The organism is Streptomyces sp. NBC_01381, from assembly GCF_026340305.1.
Lineage (GTDB): Bacteria > Actinomycetota > Actinomycetes > Streptomycetales > Streptomycetaceae > Streptomyces.
Map to the genome: position 1 here is coordinate 2,462,754 of NZ_JAPEPI010000001.1, position 17,842 is coordinate 2,480,595.

Below are 17,842 nucleotides of genomic sequence, written 5' to 3' on the forward strand. Positions count from 1 at the left end.
GGCCGCCGGTCCCGCACCGGCCGGGCATCAGACCGCGTCCGGGCCCCGCTCGCCGGTCCGTACCCGTACGACGGAGTCGACCGGCACCGACCACACCTTCCCGTCACCGATCTTCCCGGTGCGGGCCGCGCGCACGACCGCGTCGATGACGGCTTCGGCGTCCACGTCGTCGACGACGACCTCGATCCGCACCTTCGGCACCAGGTCCACCTGGTACTCCGCGCCCCGGTACACCTCCGTGTGCCCCCGCTGGCGTCCGTAGCCGCTCGCCTCGGTGACGGTCAGACCCTGGACGCCCAGTTCCTGCAGCGCCGTCTTCACCTCGTCGAGGCGGAACGGCTTGATGACCGCGGTCACGAGCTTCATGCGAGGGTGCTCCCCTTCGGGTGGTGCGGGACCGTGCTGCCCTTCAGGGGGCCGCCGACCAGGACGCCGTGATCGTAGGCCGTCTCCGCGTGGTGCGTCTGGTCGAGGCCCGTCAGCTCGTCCTCGGCGCTCGCGCGAAAGCCCATCAGCTTGTCGATGGCCTTGCCGATGCCGTACGTGACGGCGAACGTGTACGCCGCCACCGCGAGGACCGCCAGCGTCTGCTTGCCCAGTTGGGCGAGCCCGCCGCCGTAGAAGAGGCCCTCCGCGCCGTCCGTCATCGTGGCCGTCGCGAACAGGCCGATCAGGAGCGTGCCGATCACGCCGCCGACCAGGTGGACGCCGACGACGTCCAGCGAGTCGTCGTAGTCGAAGCGGAACTTCCAGCCGACGGCGTACGAGCAGACCACGCCCGCCGCGAGGCCGATCACCGCCGCGCCCAGGATGCCGACGGCCCCGCACGACGGGGTGATCGCCACCAGGCCCGCGACCGCGCCCGACGCCGCACCGAAGGTGGTGGGGTGACCGTCGCGCCGCTGTTCCACGAAGAGCCAGCCGAGCAGGCCCGTGCAGCCGGCAAGGAGCGTGTTGAGGAGGGCGGCCGCGGCGAGGCCGTTCGCGCCGAGCGCCGAGCCGCCGTTGAAGCCGAGCCAGCCGAACCAGAGCAGGCCCGCGCCCATCAGGACCATCGGCAGGTTGTGCGGGCGCATCGCGTCCTTCTTGAAGCCGATGCGCGGGCCGATCACCAGGCACAGGGCGAGTCCCGAGGCGCCCGACGCGATCTCCACGACCAGGCCGCCCGCGAAGTCGATGGCGCCGAGGGAGGAGGAGATCCAGCCGTCAGGGCCCCACACCCAGTGCGCCACGGGAACGTATACGAGCAGCGCCCACAGCGGCACGAAGACGAGCCAGGCGGCGAACTTCGCGCGGTCCGCGATCGCGCCGCTGATCAGCGCCGTGGTGAGGATCGCGAAGGTCAGCTGGAAGGTGGTGAAGAGGAGGGTGGGGACCGTCCCGGTGAGCGTGCTCGGTCCGATGCCCGCCATACCCAGGTGGTCCAGGCCGCCGATCAGGCCCGCGAAGGCGTCGTCGCCGAAGGCGAGCGAGTAGCCCGCGAGCAGCCATACGACGGTGACCAGGGCGATCGACACGAAGCTCATGAGCAGCATGTTCAGGACGCTCTTCGTGCGGACCATGCCGCCGTAGAAGAGCGCGAGGCCCGGGGTCATGAGGAGGACGAGTGCGGTGGCCGCGAGCAGCCAGGCGGTGTCGCCTGTGTCGGGGCCTTGTGCTGCGGCCAGAAAAGTCATGGGGGAGAGCGTCACCGGCACGCGTTTCGGAACGGGCAACCACGCGTTTCCGCCGTGTTTCGCGTTGCGCGGGGGTTTCCGGAAGCTCACCGGGGTGGCGTCGCGCCGCCGCCGGGGCCCATGCGTGCTGCGGGCCCCCGTCGATCAGGGACAATGGGCGCCATGAGCGTTCGTACCCAGTCATCCGAGCCGTCCGAGGCCATCCACCGCGCCGGCTTCGCCTGCTTCGTGGGCCGCCCCAATGCGGGCAAGTCCACCCTCACGAATGCTCTGGTCGGCCAGAAGGTGGCGATCACCGCCGACCAGCCGCAGACCACGCGGCACACGGTGCGGGGCATCGTGCACCGGCCCGACGCGCAGCTGATCCTGGTGGACACCCCCGGGCTGCACAAGCCGCGCACGCTGCTCGGCGAGCGGCTCAACGACGTCGTCCGCACGACGTGGGCCGAGGTCGACGTCATCGGCTTCTGTCTGCCCGCGAACGAGAAGCTCGGCCCCGGCGACCGGTTCATCGCCAAGGAACTGGCCACGATCAAGAAGACGCCGAAGATCGCGGTCGTGACGAAGACCGACCTCGTCGACAGCAAGACCCTCGCCGAGCAGCTCATCGCCATCGACCAGCTCGGCAAGGAGCTCGGCTTCGAGTGGGCGCAGATCGTGCCGGTGTCGGCGGTCGCCGACAAGCAGGTCGGGCTGCTCGCCGACCTGATCGTCCCGATGCTGCCGGAGAGCCCGCCGCTGTACCCGGAGGGCGACCTCACGGACGAGCCCGAGATGGTCATGGTCGCCGAGCTGATCCGCGAGGCCGCGCTTGAGGGCGTACGGGACGAACTGCCGCACTCCATCGCCGTCGTGGTGGAGGAGATGCTGCCGCGCACGGACCGCCCGGCGGACAAGCCGCTCCTGGACATCCACGCGAACGTCTACATCGAGCGCCCCAGCCAGAAGGGCATCATCATCGGCCCGAAGGGCAAGCGCCTGAAGGACGTCGGCATCAAGTCCCGCCGCCAGATCGAGGCACTTCTCGGTACGCCGGTCTTCTTGGACCTGCACGTGAAGGTGGCCAAGGACTGGCAGCGGGACCCGAAGCAGCTGCGGAAGCTGGGGTTCTGACGGGCTAAGCGGCTTTGGCGAAGTCCGGTGCGGTTCGGGTGCGCCCCGAAGGGGCGCGGGGAACTGCGCGACCAGCCCCCACCGGCCCGCAGATGACCCGGTAGCCGTCCGGTGAAGGATGCAGCCGGTCGGCCGCGAACCACTCGCCGGCGATCGCCGGCGGTCCGCCCGTCGGCAGGTGGAAGACCGCCGGGGTGCGGCGGGCCACCGTCCTCAACTGGCGGTCCAGGAGTCGGACATAGACGTCCAGCGGGCCCCGCGCCGGGCGGGGCGGCGCGGCCACGCGGGTCATCGGGGGCAGGCCCGCGAAGACCATCGGGACGTCCTCGCCGAGACGCAGTCGTTCGACCCCGCGGCCACCAGGACCAGGTCCGGCCGCCAGCCGGTCGTCGGGTCCGTCAGACCCGGCAGCAGGCCCCGCCGCACCACCGGCACTGTGGCCCCGGCCTTCGCCGACACCCGCCAGGAGACCGCGCGCCCCGTCATCGCCGTCAACGCCTGGGCGAGCTGACCGCTGAGCGCCTCGCCGTGGCTCGCCGCCCCCACGCCCGCGGCGAGCGAGTCGCCGATGACCGCGAGCCGCAGCGGAGGACCCCCGTTCTCCCGCTGCGGCCCGGTCAGCCCGGCGTCCTCCCCGGCCGCTTCCGGCAACCTCACCAGGCGTCCCCGCATTCCCCGTGCGAACATCCCGAGCCCCTTCCGCGCTCCGTGTCCCGTCCCCCATGCGCAGCCCCGCCGCACTCAGCGCCCGCCGCCTGGTCAAGTCGGTCGGGGCCTCGACGATGGCCGTCTACACCCACTTCGGGTCGATGCCCGAGCTGGTGCGCGAGGTCATCCGGGAGGGCTTCGTGCGGTTCCACGCCCGCGCCGCCGGCATCGAGCAGGGCGCCGACCCCGTCGTCGAACTCGCCGGACTCTGCCGCGTCTACCAGGAGTTCGCGCGCGCCGAACCCGACGTCTACGCCGTGATGTTCGGCAGCTCGGTGCTCACCGGCTTCGCGCTCTCCGACGACGACCGCCGGATGGGTACGTTCCTGCTGCGGGCCCCGCGCGACGCGATCCGCCGCTGCGTGGACGCGGGCCGCTTCCGCGCGGACGCGGACCCCGATCTGCTGGTATCGGCCGCTGTTTCCCACCGTGTGGGGTGCGGTTGACGCGGGGGCGTTGTAGATCGGTGCCCGGCAGCGGTGCGTTGTGCCCACCCTTCCCCAAGCTCTCGGCTGCGCTCGAGCAGGGGAGACCCCACTCGCCGTGCGGAACGCCTGCCCACAACGGAAGCGGTCAGAGGGCTACTCCACGCCCCTGATCCGCGTCACCAGCACCGCCCCCGCCAGTCCCACCACCGCCGCCACCAGGTACAGGACCCGGTAGCCGCCCAGATACGTCACGATCGGGGCCGCGATTGCCGGGGCCGCCACCTGGGGCAGCGAGTTGGCGATGTTGATGACGCCCAGGTCCTTGCCGCGGTCAAGGGCCTTCGGCAGGACGTCCGTCATCAGGGCGAAGTCCACCGACGTGAAGACGCCGAAGCCGATGCCGAGCACCGCCGCCGCGACGATCGCGCCCGGCCAGGTCTGCCACACCGCGAGGAGGCTGGTGGCCACCGCCATCAGGCAGCCCGACCAGATCACGAAGGGTTTGCGGCGGCCCACCCGGTCCGACCAGGCGCCGCCCACCACGACCGTGGCCAGCATCGTCACGCCGTTCACGGCCGTCAGGATCAGTACGCCCGACTCCGGGTCGGAGCGGTGCAGGCGGTCGCGGAGGAAGTAGAGGAGGTAGAGCAGCACCACCGAGTTGCTGACGTTGATCAGGAAGCGGGTCAGCCACGCCCAGCCGAGATCCGGATAGCGGCGCGGGCTCAGCCAGAAGCCGGCCAGGAAGCTCCGCCAGTTCCACGGCGGGCGGTCGGCGGCATCCAGGCGCAGGTCCCGATGGCGTACGACATAGGGCAGCACGCCCGCCACGGTGAACACCGCACACGCCGCGTACCCCGCGACCGTCCCGCCCGCCACCGTCGCAAGGCCCGTCCCGACGACCACGCCGAGCAGCTGCGCCGCGCCCAACCAGCCGCCCACGGAGCCCCGTTGAAGGCGCGGCACCCGGTCGGGCACCGCCGCCGTGACCGCGGCGAAGGCGGCGTTCAGGGTGAGCTGGACCAGGCACCAGCCCGCCGCCATCCACCACACCGAGCCTGCTGCTGAGAGCAGGAGGAGCGAGGCGGCGCCTCCTGCCGTGCCCGCCACGATCCACGGGGTGCGGCGGCCCCAGAGGGACGTCGTGCGGTCCGAGAGCGCGCCGAAGAGCGGGTTCGAGGCGAGAGACACCACCGCGCCCACGCCCGTCACCCAGGCGAGGACCGTCTCCTTCGACGTGCCCGCCGGGGCCAGGTCCTCCGCCTGCACGGCGAGCAGGATCTGCAGCGGGCCGTACCAGCCCACCCAGATCGCCCCGTTGGCGACCGACAGGGCGCCCGTCCAGCCCCTGCCGACCCGCTCGACCGGCTCCCGCAGCGCGCTCGCCGTCATGCGCGCTGCGCCCGCAGGGCCTCGCGCAGCCAGCCGTACGACGCCTTCGGGGTGCGTTCAAGGGTGTCGTAGTCGACATGAACGAGGCCGAATCGCTGCCGGTAGCCCTCCGCCCACTCGAAGTTGTCCATCAGCGACCAGACGAAGTAGCCGCGCACGTCGACCCCCGCCTCCAACGCCCGGTGCAGAGCCCGCAGATGACCGTCCAGGTAGGTGATCCTGTCCTGGTCGTCGAGACCCTCGTACGAGCAGCCGTTCTCGGTGATGACGAGAGGCGGAAGCCGGTCGCCGTACCGGTCACGGAAGCCCGTGAGCAGTTCCGTGAGCGAGTCCGGGACCACCGGCCAGCCGAAGTCCGTCACCGGATAGCCCTCGATCTCCCTTGGCGAGAAGGGGAGTTCGGGCGGGAGAGTGAGGCCGGAGAACTCGGTGGCCGTGCTCTCCGGCAGCGGCGCTCCCACCTTCGTCGGCTGGTAGAAGTTGACGCCGTACCAGTCGAGCGGCTCGGAGATCACCTTCAGGTCCGCTTCGAGGTCGTCCGACGGCATCAACTCCCCGATGCCGTCCGGGTATTGCCCGAGCAGCGGCGGGTCCGCGAAGAGGCGGTTGAGGAGTACGTCGTAGAAGTCGGCCGCCGCCGTGTCCTCGTCGGCGGCCGACGCGGGCCAGGTCGGGCCGTGCGAGTTGGCGATGCCTATGTCGCCCGCGCCCGCCGCGCGCAGCGCCCGCACCGCGAGGCCGTGCGCGAGGAGCTGGTGGTGGGCGACCGGCAGCGCGTCGAAGAGGAGCTGCTCGCCGGGGGCGTGCTGGCCGAGCGCATGACCAAGGAGGGTGTGTTCCGCGGGCTCGTTGAGGGTGATCCACTTCGTGACGCGGTCGCCGATACGGGCGGCCACCACGGCGGCGTAATCGGCGAACCGCTCGGCCGTCTCGCGCCGCAGCCAGCCGCCGGCCTCCTGCACGGCCAGCGGGGTGTCCCAGTGGAAGAGGGTGGGGACGGGCCGCACGCCCGCCGCGCACAGCTCGTCGACGAGACGGTCGTAGAAGTCGAGGCCCGCGGCGCTCACCTCACCCGCGCCCGTCGGAAGCACCCGCGGCCACGACACCGAGAAGCGGTACGCGCCCACGCCCAACTCCCGTATGAGCGCCACGTCTTCGCGGTAGCGGTGGTAGTGGTCGCAGGCGACGGCGGCCGTCGTGCCGTCCTTCACGTTCCCCGGCACGGCCGTGAACGCGTCCCACACCGAGGGGCCGCGCTCGTCGACGGCGCCCTCGATCTGGTGGGCGGATGTGGACACCCCCCACAGGAAGTCGCGGGGGAATTGGGGTATCGGTTCGCGCGCATCGCTCGCTGCCATGGGCGCGATCTTCCGTACCGCCCAGTAAGGAAGTCAATGGGCGTACACGAGAAAAGGTGAACACCGCTCAAGTTTTACGAGCCCTTTTTACGAGCCCTTTTTACGAGCCCTCCTTCAGGACCCGTGAGATCAGCTTCCGCTGCGGCTCGGTCAGGCGGGGATCCGAGCAGTACACCGTGTGCCCGTCGACGGTGAGCTGGTAGTTGAAGCCGTCCGGCACCCCTATGGGCGGCGTGCCCCGGCCCTCGGCCATGGCCTCTTCGGCCAGGGCGTGCCACTCGTGGGCATCGGGCAGTCCCGAGGTGTCGATCTCGGCGTGCCGCTCGATGCCCGCGAATCCTCCCGTGCGCTTCACCTGGATACGCATGGGTCCTGTCTACTCCAGGAGGCGGTCAGTTGGTAGGCACCCCGACCTGGGACCACGCCTTCACGACGGCCCCGTGCTCCTCGCCGTCGCCGTACTTGGCGCGCGCGGCGGCCACCGTCAGCTTCGCGAAGTCGGCGAAGGAGGCGTCCTGGGCCAGCTCGCCGCCGGTCAGGACGGCGTACCAGATCTGTCCGGCCCGCTCCCACGCGTGGCCGCCGAGCGCCTCGGCGAGCAGATAGAAGGCGTGGTTGGGGATGCCGGAGTTGATGTGCACGCCGCCGTTGTCGCGGCCCGTCCTGACGTAGTGGTCCATGTCGGCGGGCTGCGGGTCCTTGCCGAGCACGTCGTCGTCGTAGGCAGTGCCCGGCGCCTTCATGGAGCGCAGGGCCTTGCCGGTGACGCGCGGGGCGAGCAGCCCGGCGCCGATCAGCCAGTCGGCCTCGGCCGCGGTCTGGCCGAGCGTGTACTGCTTGATCAGCGAGCCGAAGACGTCCGCCATGGACTCGTTGAGCGCGCCCGGCTGGCCGAAGTACGTGAGGTTCGCCGTGTACTGCACGACGCCGTGTGTCAGCTCGTGGCCGATGACGTCCACCGGAATGGTGAAGTCGAGGAAGATCTCGCCGTCACCGTCGCCGAAGACCATCTGTTCGCCGTTCCAGAACGCGTTCCCGTAGTTCTCGCCGTAGTGGACCGTCGCGTTCATCGGCAGTCCGCTGCCGTCGATGGAGTTGCGCTCGTACGACTTCAGATACAGCTCGAAGGTCGCGCCGAGGCCCGCGTACGCGCGGTTGACGGTCGCGTCCTTGCCGGGCTTGTCGCCCTCGCCGCGGACCTTGCGGCCCGGCAGCTCGGTCTTGTGCTTCGCGTCGTAGATCGTGCGGTGCGGCTTGCCTTCGGCCGCTTCCTTCGGCGGTGTGACGGAGGGGGCGCCGATGACCGTGGTCAGCCGGCGGTGGGTGCGCTCGATGGCGTCCCGCTCCAGGGTGCGGCGGGCGGGTCCGGCGAGCGCGGCGTCGTCACTCTGGGCCAGAGTGTCGAGCACGTGGGGCGGAATGATGGTGCAGAAGACAGGCTCGAAGCCTGGATTGGCGGTCATGGCGGCAATGTGGCACTGAGCTATGCCGCTGTCACTACCTGCAACCATGATTAGTGAAATAGAGGGATTGATCACCACTAGGCCGTTACCTGGCTGCGATCCCGCATACTGATACGCATCCGCGCACACAGCGCGGCTCGGCTAGGCTGCGGAGCATCATGCGTTACGGGCTGCTTCTCCTTAGCTGCCGCGGCGAGGGCCTGTAGTCGAGGCCGACCCCCTCCCCGCGGAGTTCGGTGTTGCTCGCGAAAGCGACCGTCGGCCGTCCTTAAGGACACACCCGAGGAGCCCCGCATCATGGCGATCAAGCCGAATTTCCAGCGCGCCACGTCCATGCCGATCCACAAGTACGGGCAGTACGAGCAGGTCGACATCCCCGACCGCACGTGGCCGCAGAACCGGATCACCGTCGCGCCCCGCTGGCTCTCCACGGACCTGCGCGACGGCAACCAGGCGCTGATCGACCCGATGTCCCCGGCCCGCAAGCGCGAGATGTTCGACCTGCTGGTCCGCATGGGCTACAAGGAGATCGAGGTCGGCTTCCCCTCGTCCGGGCAGACGGACTTCGACTTCGTACGCTCGATCATCGAGGACGGCGCGATCCCGGACGACGTCACGATCTCCGTCCTGACGCAGGCCCGCGAAGAGCTGATCTCCCGCACCGTCGAGTCGCTGGTCGGCGCCAAGCGCGCCACCGTCCACCTGTACAACGCGACCGCGCCCGTCTGGCGCGAGGTCGTCTTCCGTGGCTCGAAGGATGCGGTCAAGCAGATCGCCGTCGACGGCACGCGTCTGGTCATGGAGTACGCCGAGAAGCTGCTGGGCCCCGAGACGGTCTTCGGCTACCAGTACAGCCCCGAGATCTTCACGGACACCGAGCTGGACTTCGCGCTGGAGGTCTGCGAGGCGGTCTGTGACGTGTGGCAGCCCGAAGAGGGCCGCGAGATCATCCTCAACCTGCCCGCCACGGTGGAGCGTTCGACCCCCTCGACCCACGCGGACCGCTTCGAGTGGATGTCCCGCAACCTGTCCCGGCGCGAGCACGTCTGCCTGTCCGTGCACCCGCACAACGACCGCGGCACCGCCGTCGCCGCCGCCGAACTGGCCATCATGGCCGGCGCCGACCGCATCGAGGGCTGCCTGTTCGGCCAGGGCGAGCGCACCGGCAACGTCGACCTGGTCACCCTGGGCATGAACCTGTTCTCGCAGGGCGTCGACCCGCAGATCGACTTCTCCGACATCGACGAGATCCGCCGCACCGCCGAGTACTGCAACCAGATGGAGGTCCACCCCCGCCACCCGTACGCGGGCGACCTCGTCTACACCGCCTTCTCCGGCTCCCACCAGGACGCCATCAAGAAGGGCTTCGAGGCCATGGCGGTCCGGGCCGAGCAGCAGGGCAAGACCGTCGACGACATCGAGTGGGCCGTGCCGTACCTGCCCATCGACCCCAAGGACGTCGGCCGCTCCTACGAGGCCGTCATCCGCGTCAACTCGCAGTCCGGCAAGGGCGGCATCGCCTACGTCCTGCAGAACGACCACAAGCTGGACCTGCCGCGCCGCATGCAGGTCGAGTTCTCGAAGATCATCCAGACGAAGACCGACAGCGAGGGCGGCGAGGTCACGCCGGACGCGATCTGGGGCATCTTCCAGGACGAGTACCTGCCCAACCCCGAGAACCCGTGGGGCCGCATCCAGGTCAAGAACGGCCAGACGACCACGGACAAGGACGGCACGGACACCCTCACCGTCGAGGCCACGGTCGACGGCGCCGACACGGTCCTGACCGGCACCGGCAACGGCCCGATCTCGGCCTTCTTCCAGGCGCTGCAGGGCATCGGCATCGACGTACGCCTGCTGGACTACCAGGAGCACACGATGAGCGAGGGCGCCTCCGCGCAGGCCGCCTCGTACATCGAGTGCGCGATCGGCGACAAGGTCCTGTGGGGCGTTGGCATCGACTCCAATACGACCCGGGCCTCGCTGAAGGCGGCTGTTTCTGCCGTCAACCGCGCGGCGCGTTGACGCTCCGCTGGGGGCTGGTGCGCTTCGTCTGCGGGCGCGTCGTGGCTTGTCGCGCCCACGCGGCGGAGCCGCACATGTCAGAGCCCCGCGCCCCTTAAGGGGCGCGGCCCCCCGGGTCAAAGCGCCGGACCGGCTCATTTTGAGCCGGTCCGGCGCTTTTGTGCGCCCTCGCGCTCTGGTCGTCTACCGGCCATCTCTCGCACAGGGTGCTGACGCCACATCAACAATGTGGCTAACATCACGCCCAACCAGGCAATGTTGCCGGGGCGTTACGGAGGTGCGTGGTGCTGCCAGATCGGGGACGAAACGGCCGGGAATCCCGCATCTTCGCCACGCCCGTGTCCCGCGCGCGGGTGCTGCGCAGGCGCGTGATCGGCGTGCATACGGCCTGGACCACCGTCGGGGACGGCGAGTTCTTCTGCCCCGGCTGCGGCGGCGACCGCAACTACCAGCGGCGCACAGGCCGTCGCCGCTTCGTCCTCCTCGGCGTGCCCGTGCTGCCCCGCGGCACCACGGGCCCCATCGTCGAATGCGCCGCCTGCCAGGACCACTTCGGTACGGATGTTCTCGGCCATCCCACGACCACCCGGCTCTCCGCGATGGTGCGCGACGCCGTGCACACCGTGGTCCTCGCGGTCCTCTCCGCCGGCGGCACCTCGTCGCGCACGACGCTCGACGCGGCCGTCGCGACGTTGCGAGCGGCCGGATACGACGACTGCTGCGAGGAACAGCTCGTCGCGCTCGTCGAGGCGCTCGCCGCCGACACCGGGCGGGCCACCGTGCCGGACTATGTGCCGGGTCTGGCCATAGAGCTGCACGAGGCGCTCGGCCCGCTGGCCCCGCACCTCGCCCCCGCCGGACGCGAGTCGCTGCTCCTGCAGGGCGCGCGGATCGCCCTCGCCGACGGCCCTTACACCCCCGCCGAGCGCGAGGTGCTCGGCACGGCGGGCGGGGCGCTGACCATCGGCGCCGACGAGGTGACCCGGCTCCTGGTGGCGGCGCGCACGACGCAGTCGTAGCGGGCGGGCTCCGGCAAGGGGCGGCGGCCCTCTCGTACGCGGCCGCAGTACTCCCCCGGGAGTATCCATCTCCCCTTGACTCCCTGGGGTGTACGACCCAACTCGCCCTCCGGCCCGACGGATTGGCCCCCCGATTCCGGGAGGGTTGGCGCTGAACCTGCCAACCTGCCGGAAGGAGGCCTGTCATGCGGGCCGAACAGACCACCGCTCGACGGCGACGAGCCGTGCCCTGGGTGTTCCTCGTGCTGTGGATCGGCGTCATCGCGCTCGCCGCGCCCTTCGCGGCGAAACTGGCCGACACCCAGCAGGACCGCGTCGTCGACTACCTCCCCGCAAGCGCCGACTCCACCGAAGTCGCCGAACTGGAAGACCAGTTGCCCGGCGGCGAGGCCACCGAGATGGTGCTCGTCTACCACCGCGACGGCGGTCTGACGGCAGCCGACCGCAAGACCGCGGCGGACCAGGTCGCCGAGATCCAGGGCGCCCACAAGCTGACCTCCGAGCCGCGCGCCGTACCGTCCAAGGACGGCACCACGCTGATGTACCCGGTGGCGAGCACCGGGCCCGGCCAGGACGAGAAGAAGCGGGACGCGCTCGTCGAGGACGTCCGCGAAGTCGCCGAAGGCCAGGGCGGGTTGAGCGTCGAGGTGGGCGGCGACGGGGCGTTCGGCACCGACGCCGGCAAGGTGTACGACTCGCTGGGCGGCCCGCTGCTCTACACCACGGCAGGCGTGGTGGCGCTCCTCCTGATCCTCATCTACCGCAGCCCGTTCCTGTGGCTGGTTCCGCTCGCCGTCGCCGGCCTCGCCGACTACCTCGCGATGGCCATCGCGTACGGACTGCACGAATGGTTCGGCACGGCCGTCACCGGCCAGAGCTCGGGCGTGATGACGATCCTCGTCTTCGGCGCGGGCACCGACTACGCACTGCTGCTCGTCGCCCGCTACCGGGAGGAACTGCGCCGCATCGAGCGCCCCTACGACGCGATGATGGCCGCCCTGCGCGGCTGCGGCCCCGCCGTGCTCGCCTCGTCCGGCACGGTCGCGGCCGGTCTGCTCTGCCTGCTCGCCGCGGACCTCAACAGCAGCCGGGGCATGGGCCCGCTCGGCACGGTGGGTGTGCTGTGCGCGCTCGCCTCGATGCTGACGCTGCTGCCCGCGATCCTCGTCCTCCTCGGGCGGAAGGTGTTCTGGCCGCTGATTCCCGCGTTCGGCAGCGAGCCCAAGCAGCGCCGCAGCCTCTTCTCCATGATGGGCAGCTCGGCCGGGCGCAGGCCGCTGACGGTCCTCGCCGGTGGCGCGGTGCTCCTTGGCGCGCTGGCGCTCGGCGCGCTGAACCTGCCCGGTGCCCTCAAGCAGGAGGACTCCTTCACCAAGACGCCCGACTCCGTCTCCGCCATGGAGACGCTCGCCAAGGCCTACCCGGAGCGGGGCAGCCAGCCGATCACCGTGATGACGCCCACCGAGGACGCGGGCGCGGCGCTCACCAAGATCCAGGACACCAAGGGAGTGGACAGCGCGGCCAAGGGACGTACCGCGAAGGGCTGGACGGAGATCTCCGTCATCGCCTCCTCCGCACCGCAGTCGGCGGGCGAGACGGCGACCATCGAATCCCTGCGGTCGGACCTGGATTCCTCGTACGTCGGTGGGGCGAGCGCCCAGCAGATCGACCTGAAGGACACCAACGCCCGTGACCGGAACATCGTCGTGCCGCTGGTGCTCGCCGCGGTCCTGCTGATCCTCGTGGCGCTGCTGCGGAGCCTGGTCGCACCGCTGCTGCTGCTCGCCGCGGTGGTCGCGGTCTGGGGCGCGTCCCTCGGCATCGCAGGACTCGTCTTCGAACCGCTCCTCGGCCTGGAGGGCACGGACCCCGGTCTGGGTCTGCTCTCCTTCGTCTTCCTCGTCGCCCTCGGCGTCGACTACGGCATCTTCCTGATGCACCGCATGCGCGAGGAATCCCTGGCCGGTGCGGAGCCGGGCGACGCCGCCCTGACCGCGCTGCGCACGACGGGCGGGGTCATCGCATCGGCCGGGCTCGTCCTCGCCGCCACGTTCGCCGTACTCACCAGCATGCCGCTGGTGCAGCTGGTCGAGCTGGGCTTCGTGATCGCGGTCGGAGTGCTCCTCGACACCTTCCTGGTGCGGACATACCTGGTGACGAGCGCGAGTGTGGCCCTGGGCCGGAAGGTCTGGTGGCCCGGAGCGCTGTCGCGTCCCGCGGCGGTGGCGAAGGAAGTGGACACGCCCCCGGTTCCGGTGTCGTAGCCCCGGTCGGCCTCAGACGCCGGGCGGGCTGGATGGACTCCGGCCCGTCCGGCCTCTGAGCAGAGGAGCCCCACAGGGAAAGCGACGTACGGGAGGATCGAGCGGTGGTGGAAAGCCTGCGGGTTCAGAACGGTTCAGAGGAGCGGGACGAGGCGCGGGGGTTCGACGGCGCGGGGCTCCTGCCGTTCAGCGGCGCGGCCCCCGGCAGCCGAAGGGCCCTGCGGGACGACGCCGTCCTCGCGGCGGCGGTCGCCCTGCTCGCCGCGCTCCTCGCCGCGTTCGTGAAGGACGAGCACCGCCCGGACGCCATCGGGTGGGCCCTCCTCATGGCCGCCAACATCCCCATCGTGTGGCGGCGGCGCAGCCCTCAGCTGGTGCTGCTCGCCGTCGCCGCCTTCGTAGTGCCGTACCACACCGCCGAGTTCACGGACATCGCCGCCGTCCCGGTGGAGATGCTGGCCCTCTACACCGTCGCGGCCACCGGCCGCCCCCGCCGCGCCCTGCTCACCGGCCTCACCGTCGTCGGCGTCCCGCTCGCCATCAACGCGAGCGTCGCCCCGTACCAGGTCACGGAGGTGCTGCGGATCTCCGGCTGGATCGTGGCCGTGCTGCTCCTCGGGGTGTATGTGCGCATCCATCGGCAGTACGTCGCCTCCGTCGTGGAACGTGCCGAGCGGGCGGAACGTACGCGCGAGGAAGAGGCGCGGCGGCGCGTCGCCGAGGAGCGGCTGCGGGTCGCCCGGGATCTGCACGATCTGCTGGCGCACAGCATCACCCTGGTCGGCGTCCAGACCTCCGTCGCGGCGCACGTCCTGGCCGCCGATCCGGAGCGGCTCGACCGGAAGGCGGTCGCCAAGGCGCTGGACGACATCGCGGACACCTGCAGGTCCGCACGCGGCGAACTCCGGGCCACGCTGGAGGTGTTGAGGTCGGAATCCGACGAGTCGCGCGGGCCGCTGCCCGGCCTCGACGGCCTGACCGATCTGGCGGAGGCCGCACGGATCTCCGGCGCGGAGGTCGACCTCGCGGTGCACGAGACTCCGGCGGACGCACCGCCCGCCGTGGGCGCCGCCGCGTACCGCATCGTCCAGGAGGCCCTGACCAACGCCGTCCGGCACGGGGGCCCCGGCCTCACCATCCGGGTGGGCGTACACACCGAGGACGTGGCGCTGCGGGTGACGGTCACGGATGACGGGCGTGCCGTACGCGATCCGGACCACACGCCCGGCTTCGGCCTCGTCGGCATGCGCGAGCGGGCCCGCAGCGTGGGGGGCACCCTGGAGGCGGGGCCTCGGGACGAGGGCGGTTTCATGGTGGACGCCGTACTGCCCCTGGTGCCCGTGGGAGGCCTCCGATGACGATCCGTGTGCTGCTCGCCGACGATCAGACGCTGGTACGGGCGGCGTTCGCGCTGCTCGTGGAGTCGGCGCCGGACATGGAGGTGGTCGGGCAGGCGGAGACGGGCCGCGCGGCCGTCGACCTCGCCCGCTCCGAGCGGGCCGATCTCATCGTCATGGACATCCGCATGCCGGATCTGGACGGCATCGAGGCGACGCGGCTGCTGGCCAAGGACGAGGATCTGGCGGGCGTGAAGGTGCTGATGCTGACGACGTACGACACCGATGAGCACGTCGTCGACGCGTTGCGGGCCGGGGCGTCGGGCTTCCTGGTCAAGGACACGAAGCCGGCGGAGCTGCTCGATGCGATTCGGACGGTGGCGGCGGGGGAGTCCCTGCTGTCGCCGGGCCCGACGTCCCGCCTGATCGCCCGCGTGCTGCGGGCGCCGGCCGCTCCGGTGGGGCTGGGGGCGGGCGGGCCCGAGGGGCTCTCCGAGCGGGAGCGTGAAGTGCTTTCGCTGGTGGCGCGGGGCCTGAACAACACGGAGATCGCCGAGGCGTTGGGGCTGAGCCCGCTGACCGCGAAGACGCATGTCAGCCGGATCATGGGGAAGTTGGGGGCACGGGGTCGGGCGCAGCTGGTGATTGTGGCGTACGAGTCGGGGCTTGTGCGGCCGGGTGGGGGTGCGGGGTCGGAGGGCTGAGGCGGTCCCTGCGGGGCTTCTTCCCCAACCCCGCCCCTTCCCGAAAATTTCCGGCTGCGCCGGCCGCGAGGTGGCCGCAGATCACCGGCTCCGCCGAGTTCGTCCTCAAACGCCGGACGGGCTGAAATACCTGCGGCCGGGCTGGAAGACCTGCTGATGGATGGGCGGGCAACTGCCGGGCAATCGGGAAGGGGGTCCCCCCTGCTCATTAAGAGCTTGGGGGAGGGCGGGAAAGCTTTCGCCGCGAAGCGGCGGTACGGCGGCGCGGCCGACGACGGCGCGTCGGCGGGCTGGGGCCGCTGCCGGGCAATCGGGTGGGTGGGCGGGAGCTACAGCAACCCCGCCCCCGCCAAGAACTTCCCCACCCGCTCCACCTCCCCGGAGGACAACGGCACCTGTGGCTCCGCAGTCGCCGCGCACGCGATCACGCCCCGCAGCTGCAGCGCCGCCTTGAACGCCCCGAGCCCGGACGAGCTGCCGCCCATCCGGGAGGGGTCCCCCACCCGCACCATCCCGAAGAGACCGCACAGCCGCTCCTGCTCGGCCCGCGCCAACGCCCAGTCCCCTTCCCGGCAGTAGCGATAGAGCCGCGCATACCCCTCGGGGTCGACGTTGCCGAGCCCCGGCACCACCCCGTCCGCCCCCATCGAAAGCGCCGCGTCCACCGTCGTCTCCGACCCCGTCAGCACACTGAACCCGCTCACATCCCCCCGCGTACGCGCCCCCAGAATCACCTCCCGGAAGCCGCCCTCGTCCCCGCTGGAGTCCTTCAGACCGGCGAGCACTCCCTCCGCCGCCAGGCCGAGGACCAGCTCCGCGCCCAGCTTCGAATGGACGGCGACAGGCAAGTCGTACGCGAAGACCGGCACCGTCGACCCTGCGGCGATCAGCCGGAAGTGGCGGGCGATCTCCGCCGGGTGGGTGCGCGTGTAGAACGGAGCGGTCACCACCACCGCGTCCGCTCCCGCGTCCGTCACCGAACGGACATGGTCGAGGACCCGGGGCGTGGCCGTGTCGATCACCCCTGCCAGGACGGGGAGTTGACCCCCGACATGGCCCACCACCGTGTCGATGACCTTCCTCCGCTGCCGGTCCGTAAGGAACGCGACCTCGGACGTCGAGCCGAGCACGAAGAGTCCGTCGACGCCCCCGGTCACGAGGTGGTCCACGAGGGTCACCAGCGACGAAGCATCCACCTCACGGTCCGGTGTCAGTGGAGTACAGACGGGCGGAATGACACCGGTGAGCGGGGCGGGAATGGTCATTGAGGCTCCCTTGATGTTGTGTCCGTGGCGGCGGACTGGATGACGAGCTCGTGCGTGGACTGGCCGTCCCGCACGGGGTGGTGGCATCGGTAGCGGTGCCCGGACCCCTCCGTCGACGCGAAGTCCGGCATGGCGGCGGCGCAGCTCTCGTCCGCCTTCCAGCACCTCGTACGGAACGGGCAGCCGCTCGGCGGCCGGGTGGCCGACGGGACCGGGCCGACCAGTGGGATCGGGTCGATGGGGTCGAGCAGGCCGGGGGTCGCGGAGAAGAGCGCCCGTGTGTACGGGTGCCTGGCCCGGTCCAGGATCTCCTCGGCCGGGGATTCCTCCACGATTCTGCCCAGGTACATGGTGATCACCCGGTCGCTCATCCGCCGCACCGTCTGGATGTCGTGCGAGACGAACACCAGGGCAAGGCCGAGGCGCTCCTTCAGGTCGAGGAGGAGGTTGAGGATCTGGGCGCGTACGGAGACGTCAAGCGCGCTCGTCGGCTCGTCCGCGACCACCAGCTCCGGTTCGAGCGCCAGGGCGCGGGCGATCGCCACGCGTTGGCGCTGGCCGCCGGACAGTTGTCCGGGCAGGCCGTCGGCGAGCACCTTCGGGAGGCCCACCAGTGACATCAACTCCCGCACCCGCTCCTCGCGTTGAGCGGACGTACCCATCCTGTGCACGTCCAAGGGGTCCCGGAGGATCTGCCGTACCGGCAGCCTGCGGTTCAGTGCAGTCGAGGGGTCCTGGAAGATCATGCCGGTGTTCCGGCCGATCGCGGCGCGCCGCTCGGCCGGCTTCATCGTCCACAGGTCCCGGCCGCGGAAGGACACCGTGCCGGCCGTGGGGCGCTGCACCCCCACGAGCACCTTCGCCAGGGTCGACTTGCCGCAGCCCGACTCGCCGACGACGCCCACGGTCTCGCCGGGTGCGATGGAGAGGTCGGCGCCGGTCAGGGCGTACACCCGGTCCCGGGAGAACAGGCCGCCGGAGCGGGCCCGGTGCACGACATGCGCGTCGGAGAGGGAGATCAGGGAGTCAGGGGAGCCAGGGGAGCCGGGGGAGTCGGGGGAGTCGGGGGATGCATCGGTCGGGGTCTGGG

The 17,842-nt window shown here is 71.0% G+C and carries 17 protein-coding genes; 7 read left to right on the forward strand and 10 right to left on the reverse strand.

The features are described from left to right. Positions 1-27: 27 nt before the first annotated feature. Both OG453_RS11630 and OG453_RS11635 read right to left on the reverse strand, forming a co-directional pair. The gene (locus tag OG453_RS11630; protein ID WP_266867116.1) at positions 28-366 is read right to left on the reverse strand and encodes a P-II family nitrogen regulator; all 339 of its coding nucleotides are present in this window, start codon (positions 364-366) and stop codon (positions 28-30) included. Continuing rightward, a complete protein-coding gene (locus OG453_RS11635; RefSeq protein WP_266867118.1) occupies positions 363-1,676 on the reverse strand; it encodes an ammonium transporter in 1,314 nt (437 codons plus the stop codon). Before OG453_RS11635 ends, OG453_RS11630 begins: the two co-directional genes overlap by 4 nt. A gap of 153 nt (positions 1,677-1,829) precedes the next feature. Between OG453_RS11635 and era the strand changes: the two genes are divergently transcribed. Next, entirely contained in the window at positions 1,830-2,789 is a 960-nt protein-coding gene (era, locus tag OG453_RS11640) for a GTPase Era (protein ID WP_266867120.1), read from the forward strand. Between the two features lie 4 nt (positions 2,790-2,793). Here the strand turns inward: era and OG453_RS11645 are convergent, their stop codons facing one another. Next, complete coding sequence (locus tag OG453_RS11645) at positions 2,794-3,105, reverse strand: hypothetical protein (protein WP_266867122.1); 312 nt, start codon at positions 3,103-3,105, stop codon at positions 2,794-2,796. Beyond that, positions 3,078-3,476, reverse strand: a complete 399-nt coding sequence (locus tag OG453_RS11650) for a GDSL-type esterase/lipase family protein (RefSeq protein WP_266867124.1) — start codon at positions 3,474-3,476, stop codon at positions 3,078-3,080. Before OG453_RS11650 ends, OG453_RS11645 begins: the two co-directional genes overlap by 28 nt. Before the next feature lie 35 nt (positions 3,477-3,511). On the opposite strand from OG453_RS11650, the gene OG453_RS11655 reads away from it, so the two are divergent. Beyond that, positions 3,512-3,943 (forward strand): TetR/AcrR family transcriptional regulator, encoded by a 432-nt coding sequence (locus OG453_RS11655; RefSeq protein WP_266867126.1) that lies wholly within the window; start codon positions 3,512-3,514, stop codon positions 3,941-3,943. Positions 3,944-4,078: 135 nt separating this feature from the next. On the opposite strand, the gene OG453_RS11660 is transcribed toward OG453_RS11655, so the two are convergent. The 4 genes from OG453_RS11660 to OG453_RS11675 form a co-directional block, all read right to left on the reverse strand. Next, positions 4,079-5,317 carry an MFS transporter gene (locus tag OG453_RS11660; RefSeq protein ID WP_266867128.1) on the reverse strand — a complete coding sequence of 413 codons (1,239 nt, stop codon included), beginning with the start codon at positions 5,315-5,317 and terminating at the stop codon, positions 4,079-4,081. Beyond that, positions 5,314-6,675: a GH1 family beta-glucosidase gene (locus OG453_RS11665; protein WP_266867130.1), complete on the reverse strand. Its 1,362-nt coding sequence runs from the start codon at positions 6,673-6,675 to the stop codon at positions 5,314-5,316. Before OG453_RS11665 ends, OG453_RS11660 begins: the two co-directional genes overlap by 4 nt. Positions 6,676-6,775: 100 nt before the next feature. Then, entirely contained in the window at positions 6,776-7,042 is a 267-nt protein-coding gene (locus tag OG453_RS11670; protein ID WP_266867132.1) for a protealysin inhibitor emfourin, read from the reverse strand. Between the two features lie 25 nt (positions 7,043-7,067). Next, a complete protein-coding gene (locus OG453_RS11675; RefSeq protein ID WP_266867134.1) occupies positions 7,068-8,138 on the reverse strand; it encodes a M4 family metallopeptidase in 1,071 nt (356 codons plus the stop codon). Positions 8,139-8,435: 297 nt separating this feature from the next. Here OG453_RS11675 and leuA point away from each other — a divergent pair, with 297 nt between their 5' ends. The 5 genes from leuA to OG453_RS11700 all read left to right on the forward strand — a co-directional run bounded on the left by leuA (position 8,436) and on the right by OG453_RS11700 (position 15,487). After that, positions 8,436-10,163 carry a 2-isopropylmalate synthase gene (gene leuA / locus OG453_RS11680; protein WP_266867136.1) on the forward strand — a complete coding sequence of 576 codons (1,728 nt, stop codon included), beginning with the start codon at positions 8,436-8,438 and terminating at the stop codon, positions 10,161-10,163. Positions 10,164-10,486: 323 nt separating this feature from the next. After that, a complete protein-coding gene (locus tag OG453_RS11685; protein WP_266869813.1) occupies positions 10,487-11,182 on the forward strand; it encodes a TerB family tellurite resistance protein in 696 nt (231 codons plus the stop codon). A gap of 185 nt (positions 11,183-11,367) precedes the next feature. Then, positions 11,368-13,446, forward strand: coding sequence for an MMPL family transporter (locus OG453_RS11690; protein ID WP_266867138.1), 2,079 nt, complete (start codon positions 11,368-11,370; stop codon positions 13,444-13,446). Positions 13,447-13,625: 179 nt separating this feature from the next. After that, the gene (locus tag OG453_RS11695) at positions 13,626-14,804 is read left to right on the forward strand and encodes a sensor histidine kinase (RefSeq protein ID WP_266869814.1); all 1,179 of its coding nucleotides are present in this window, start codon (positions 13,626-13,628) and stop codon (positions 14,802-14,804) included. Beyond that, complete coding sequence (locus OG453_RS11700; RefSeq protein ID WP_266867140.1) at positions 14,801-15,487, forward strand: response regulator transcription factor; 687 nt, start codon at positions 14,801-14,803, stop codon at positions 15,485-15,487. Before OG453_RS11695 ends, OG453_RS11700 begins: the two co-directional genes overlap by 4 nt. Before the next feature lie 329 nt (positions 15,488-15,816). Here the strand turns inward: OG453_RS11700 and OG453_RS11705 are convergent, their stop codons facing one another. Together OG453_RS11705 and OG453_RS11710 are read right to left on the reverse strand one after the other, a co-directional pair. Then, entirely contained in the window at positions 15,817-16,752 is a 936-nt protein-coding gene (locus OG453_RS11705) for a dihydrodipicolinate synthase family protein (RefSeq protein ID WP_266867142.1), read from the reverse strand. Next, positions 16,749-17,771, reverse strand: a complete 1,023-nt coding sequence (locus tag OG453_RS11710; protein ID WP_266869815.1) for an ABC transporter ATP-binding protein — start codon at positions 17,769-17,771, stop codon at positions 16,749-16,751. The genes OG453_RS11705 and OG453_RS11710 overlap by 4 nt, the downstream gene beginning before the upstream one ends. Between the last annotated feature and the right edge of the window lie 71 nt (positions 17,772-17,842).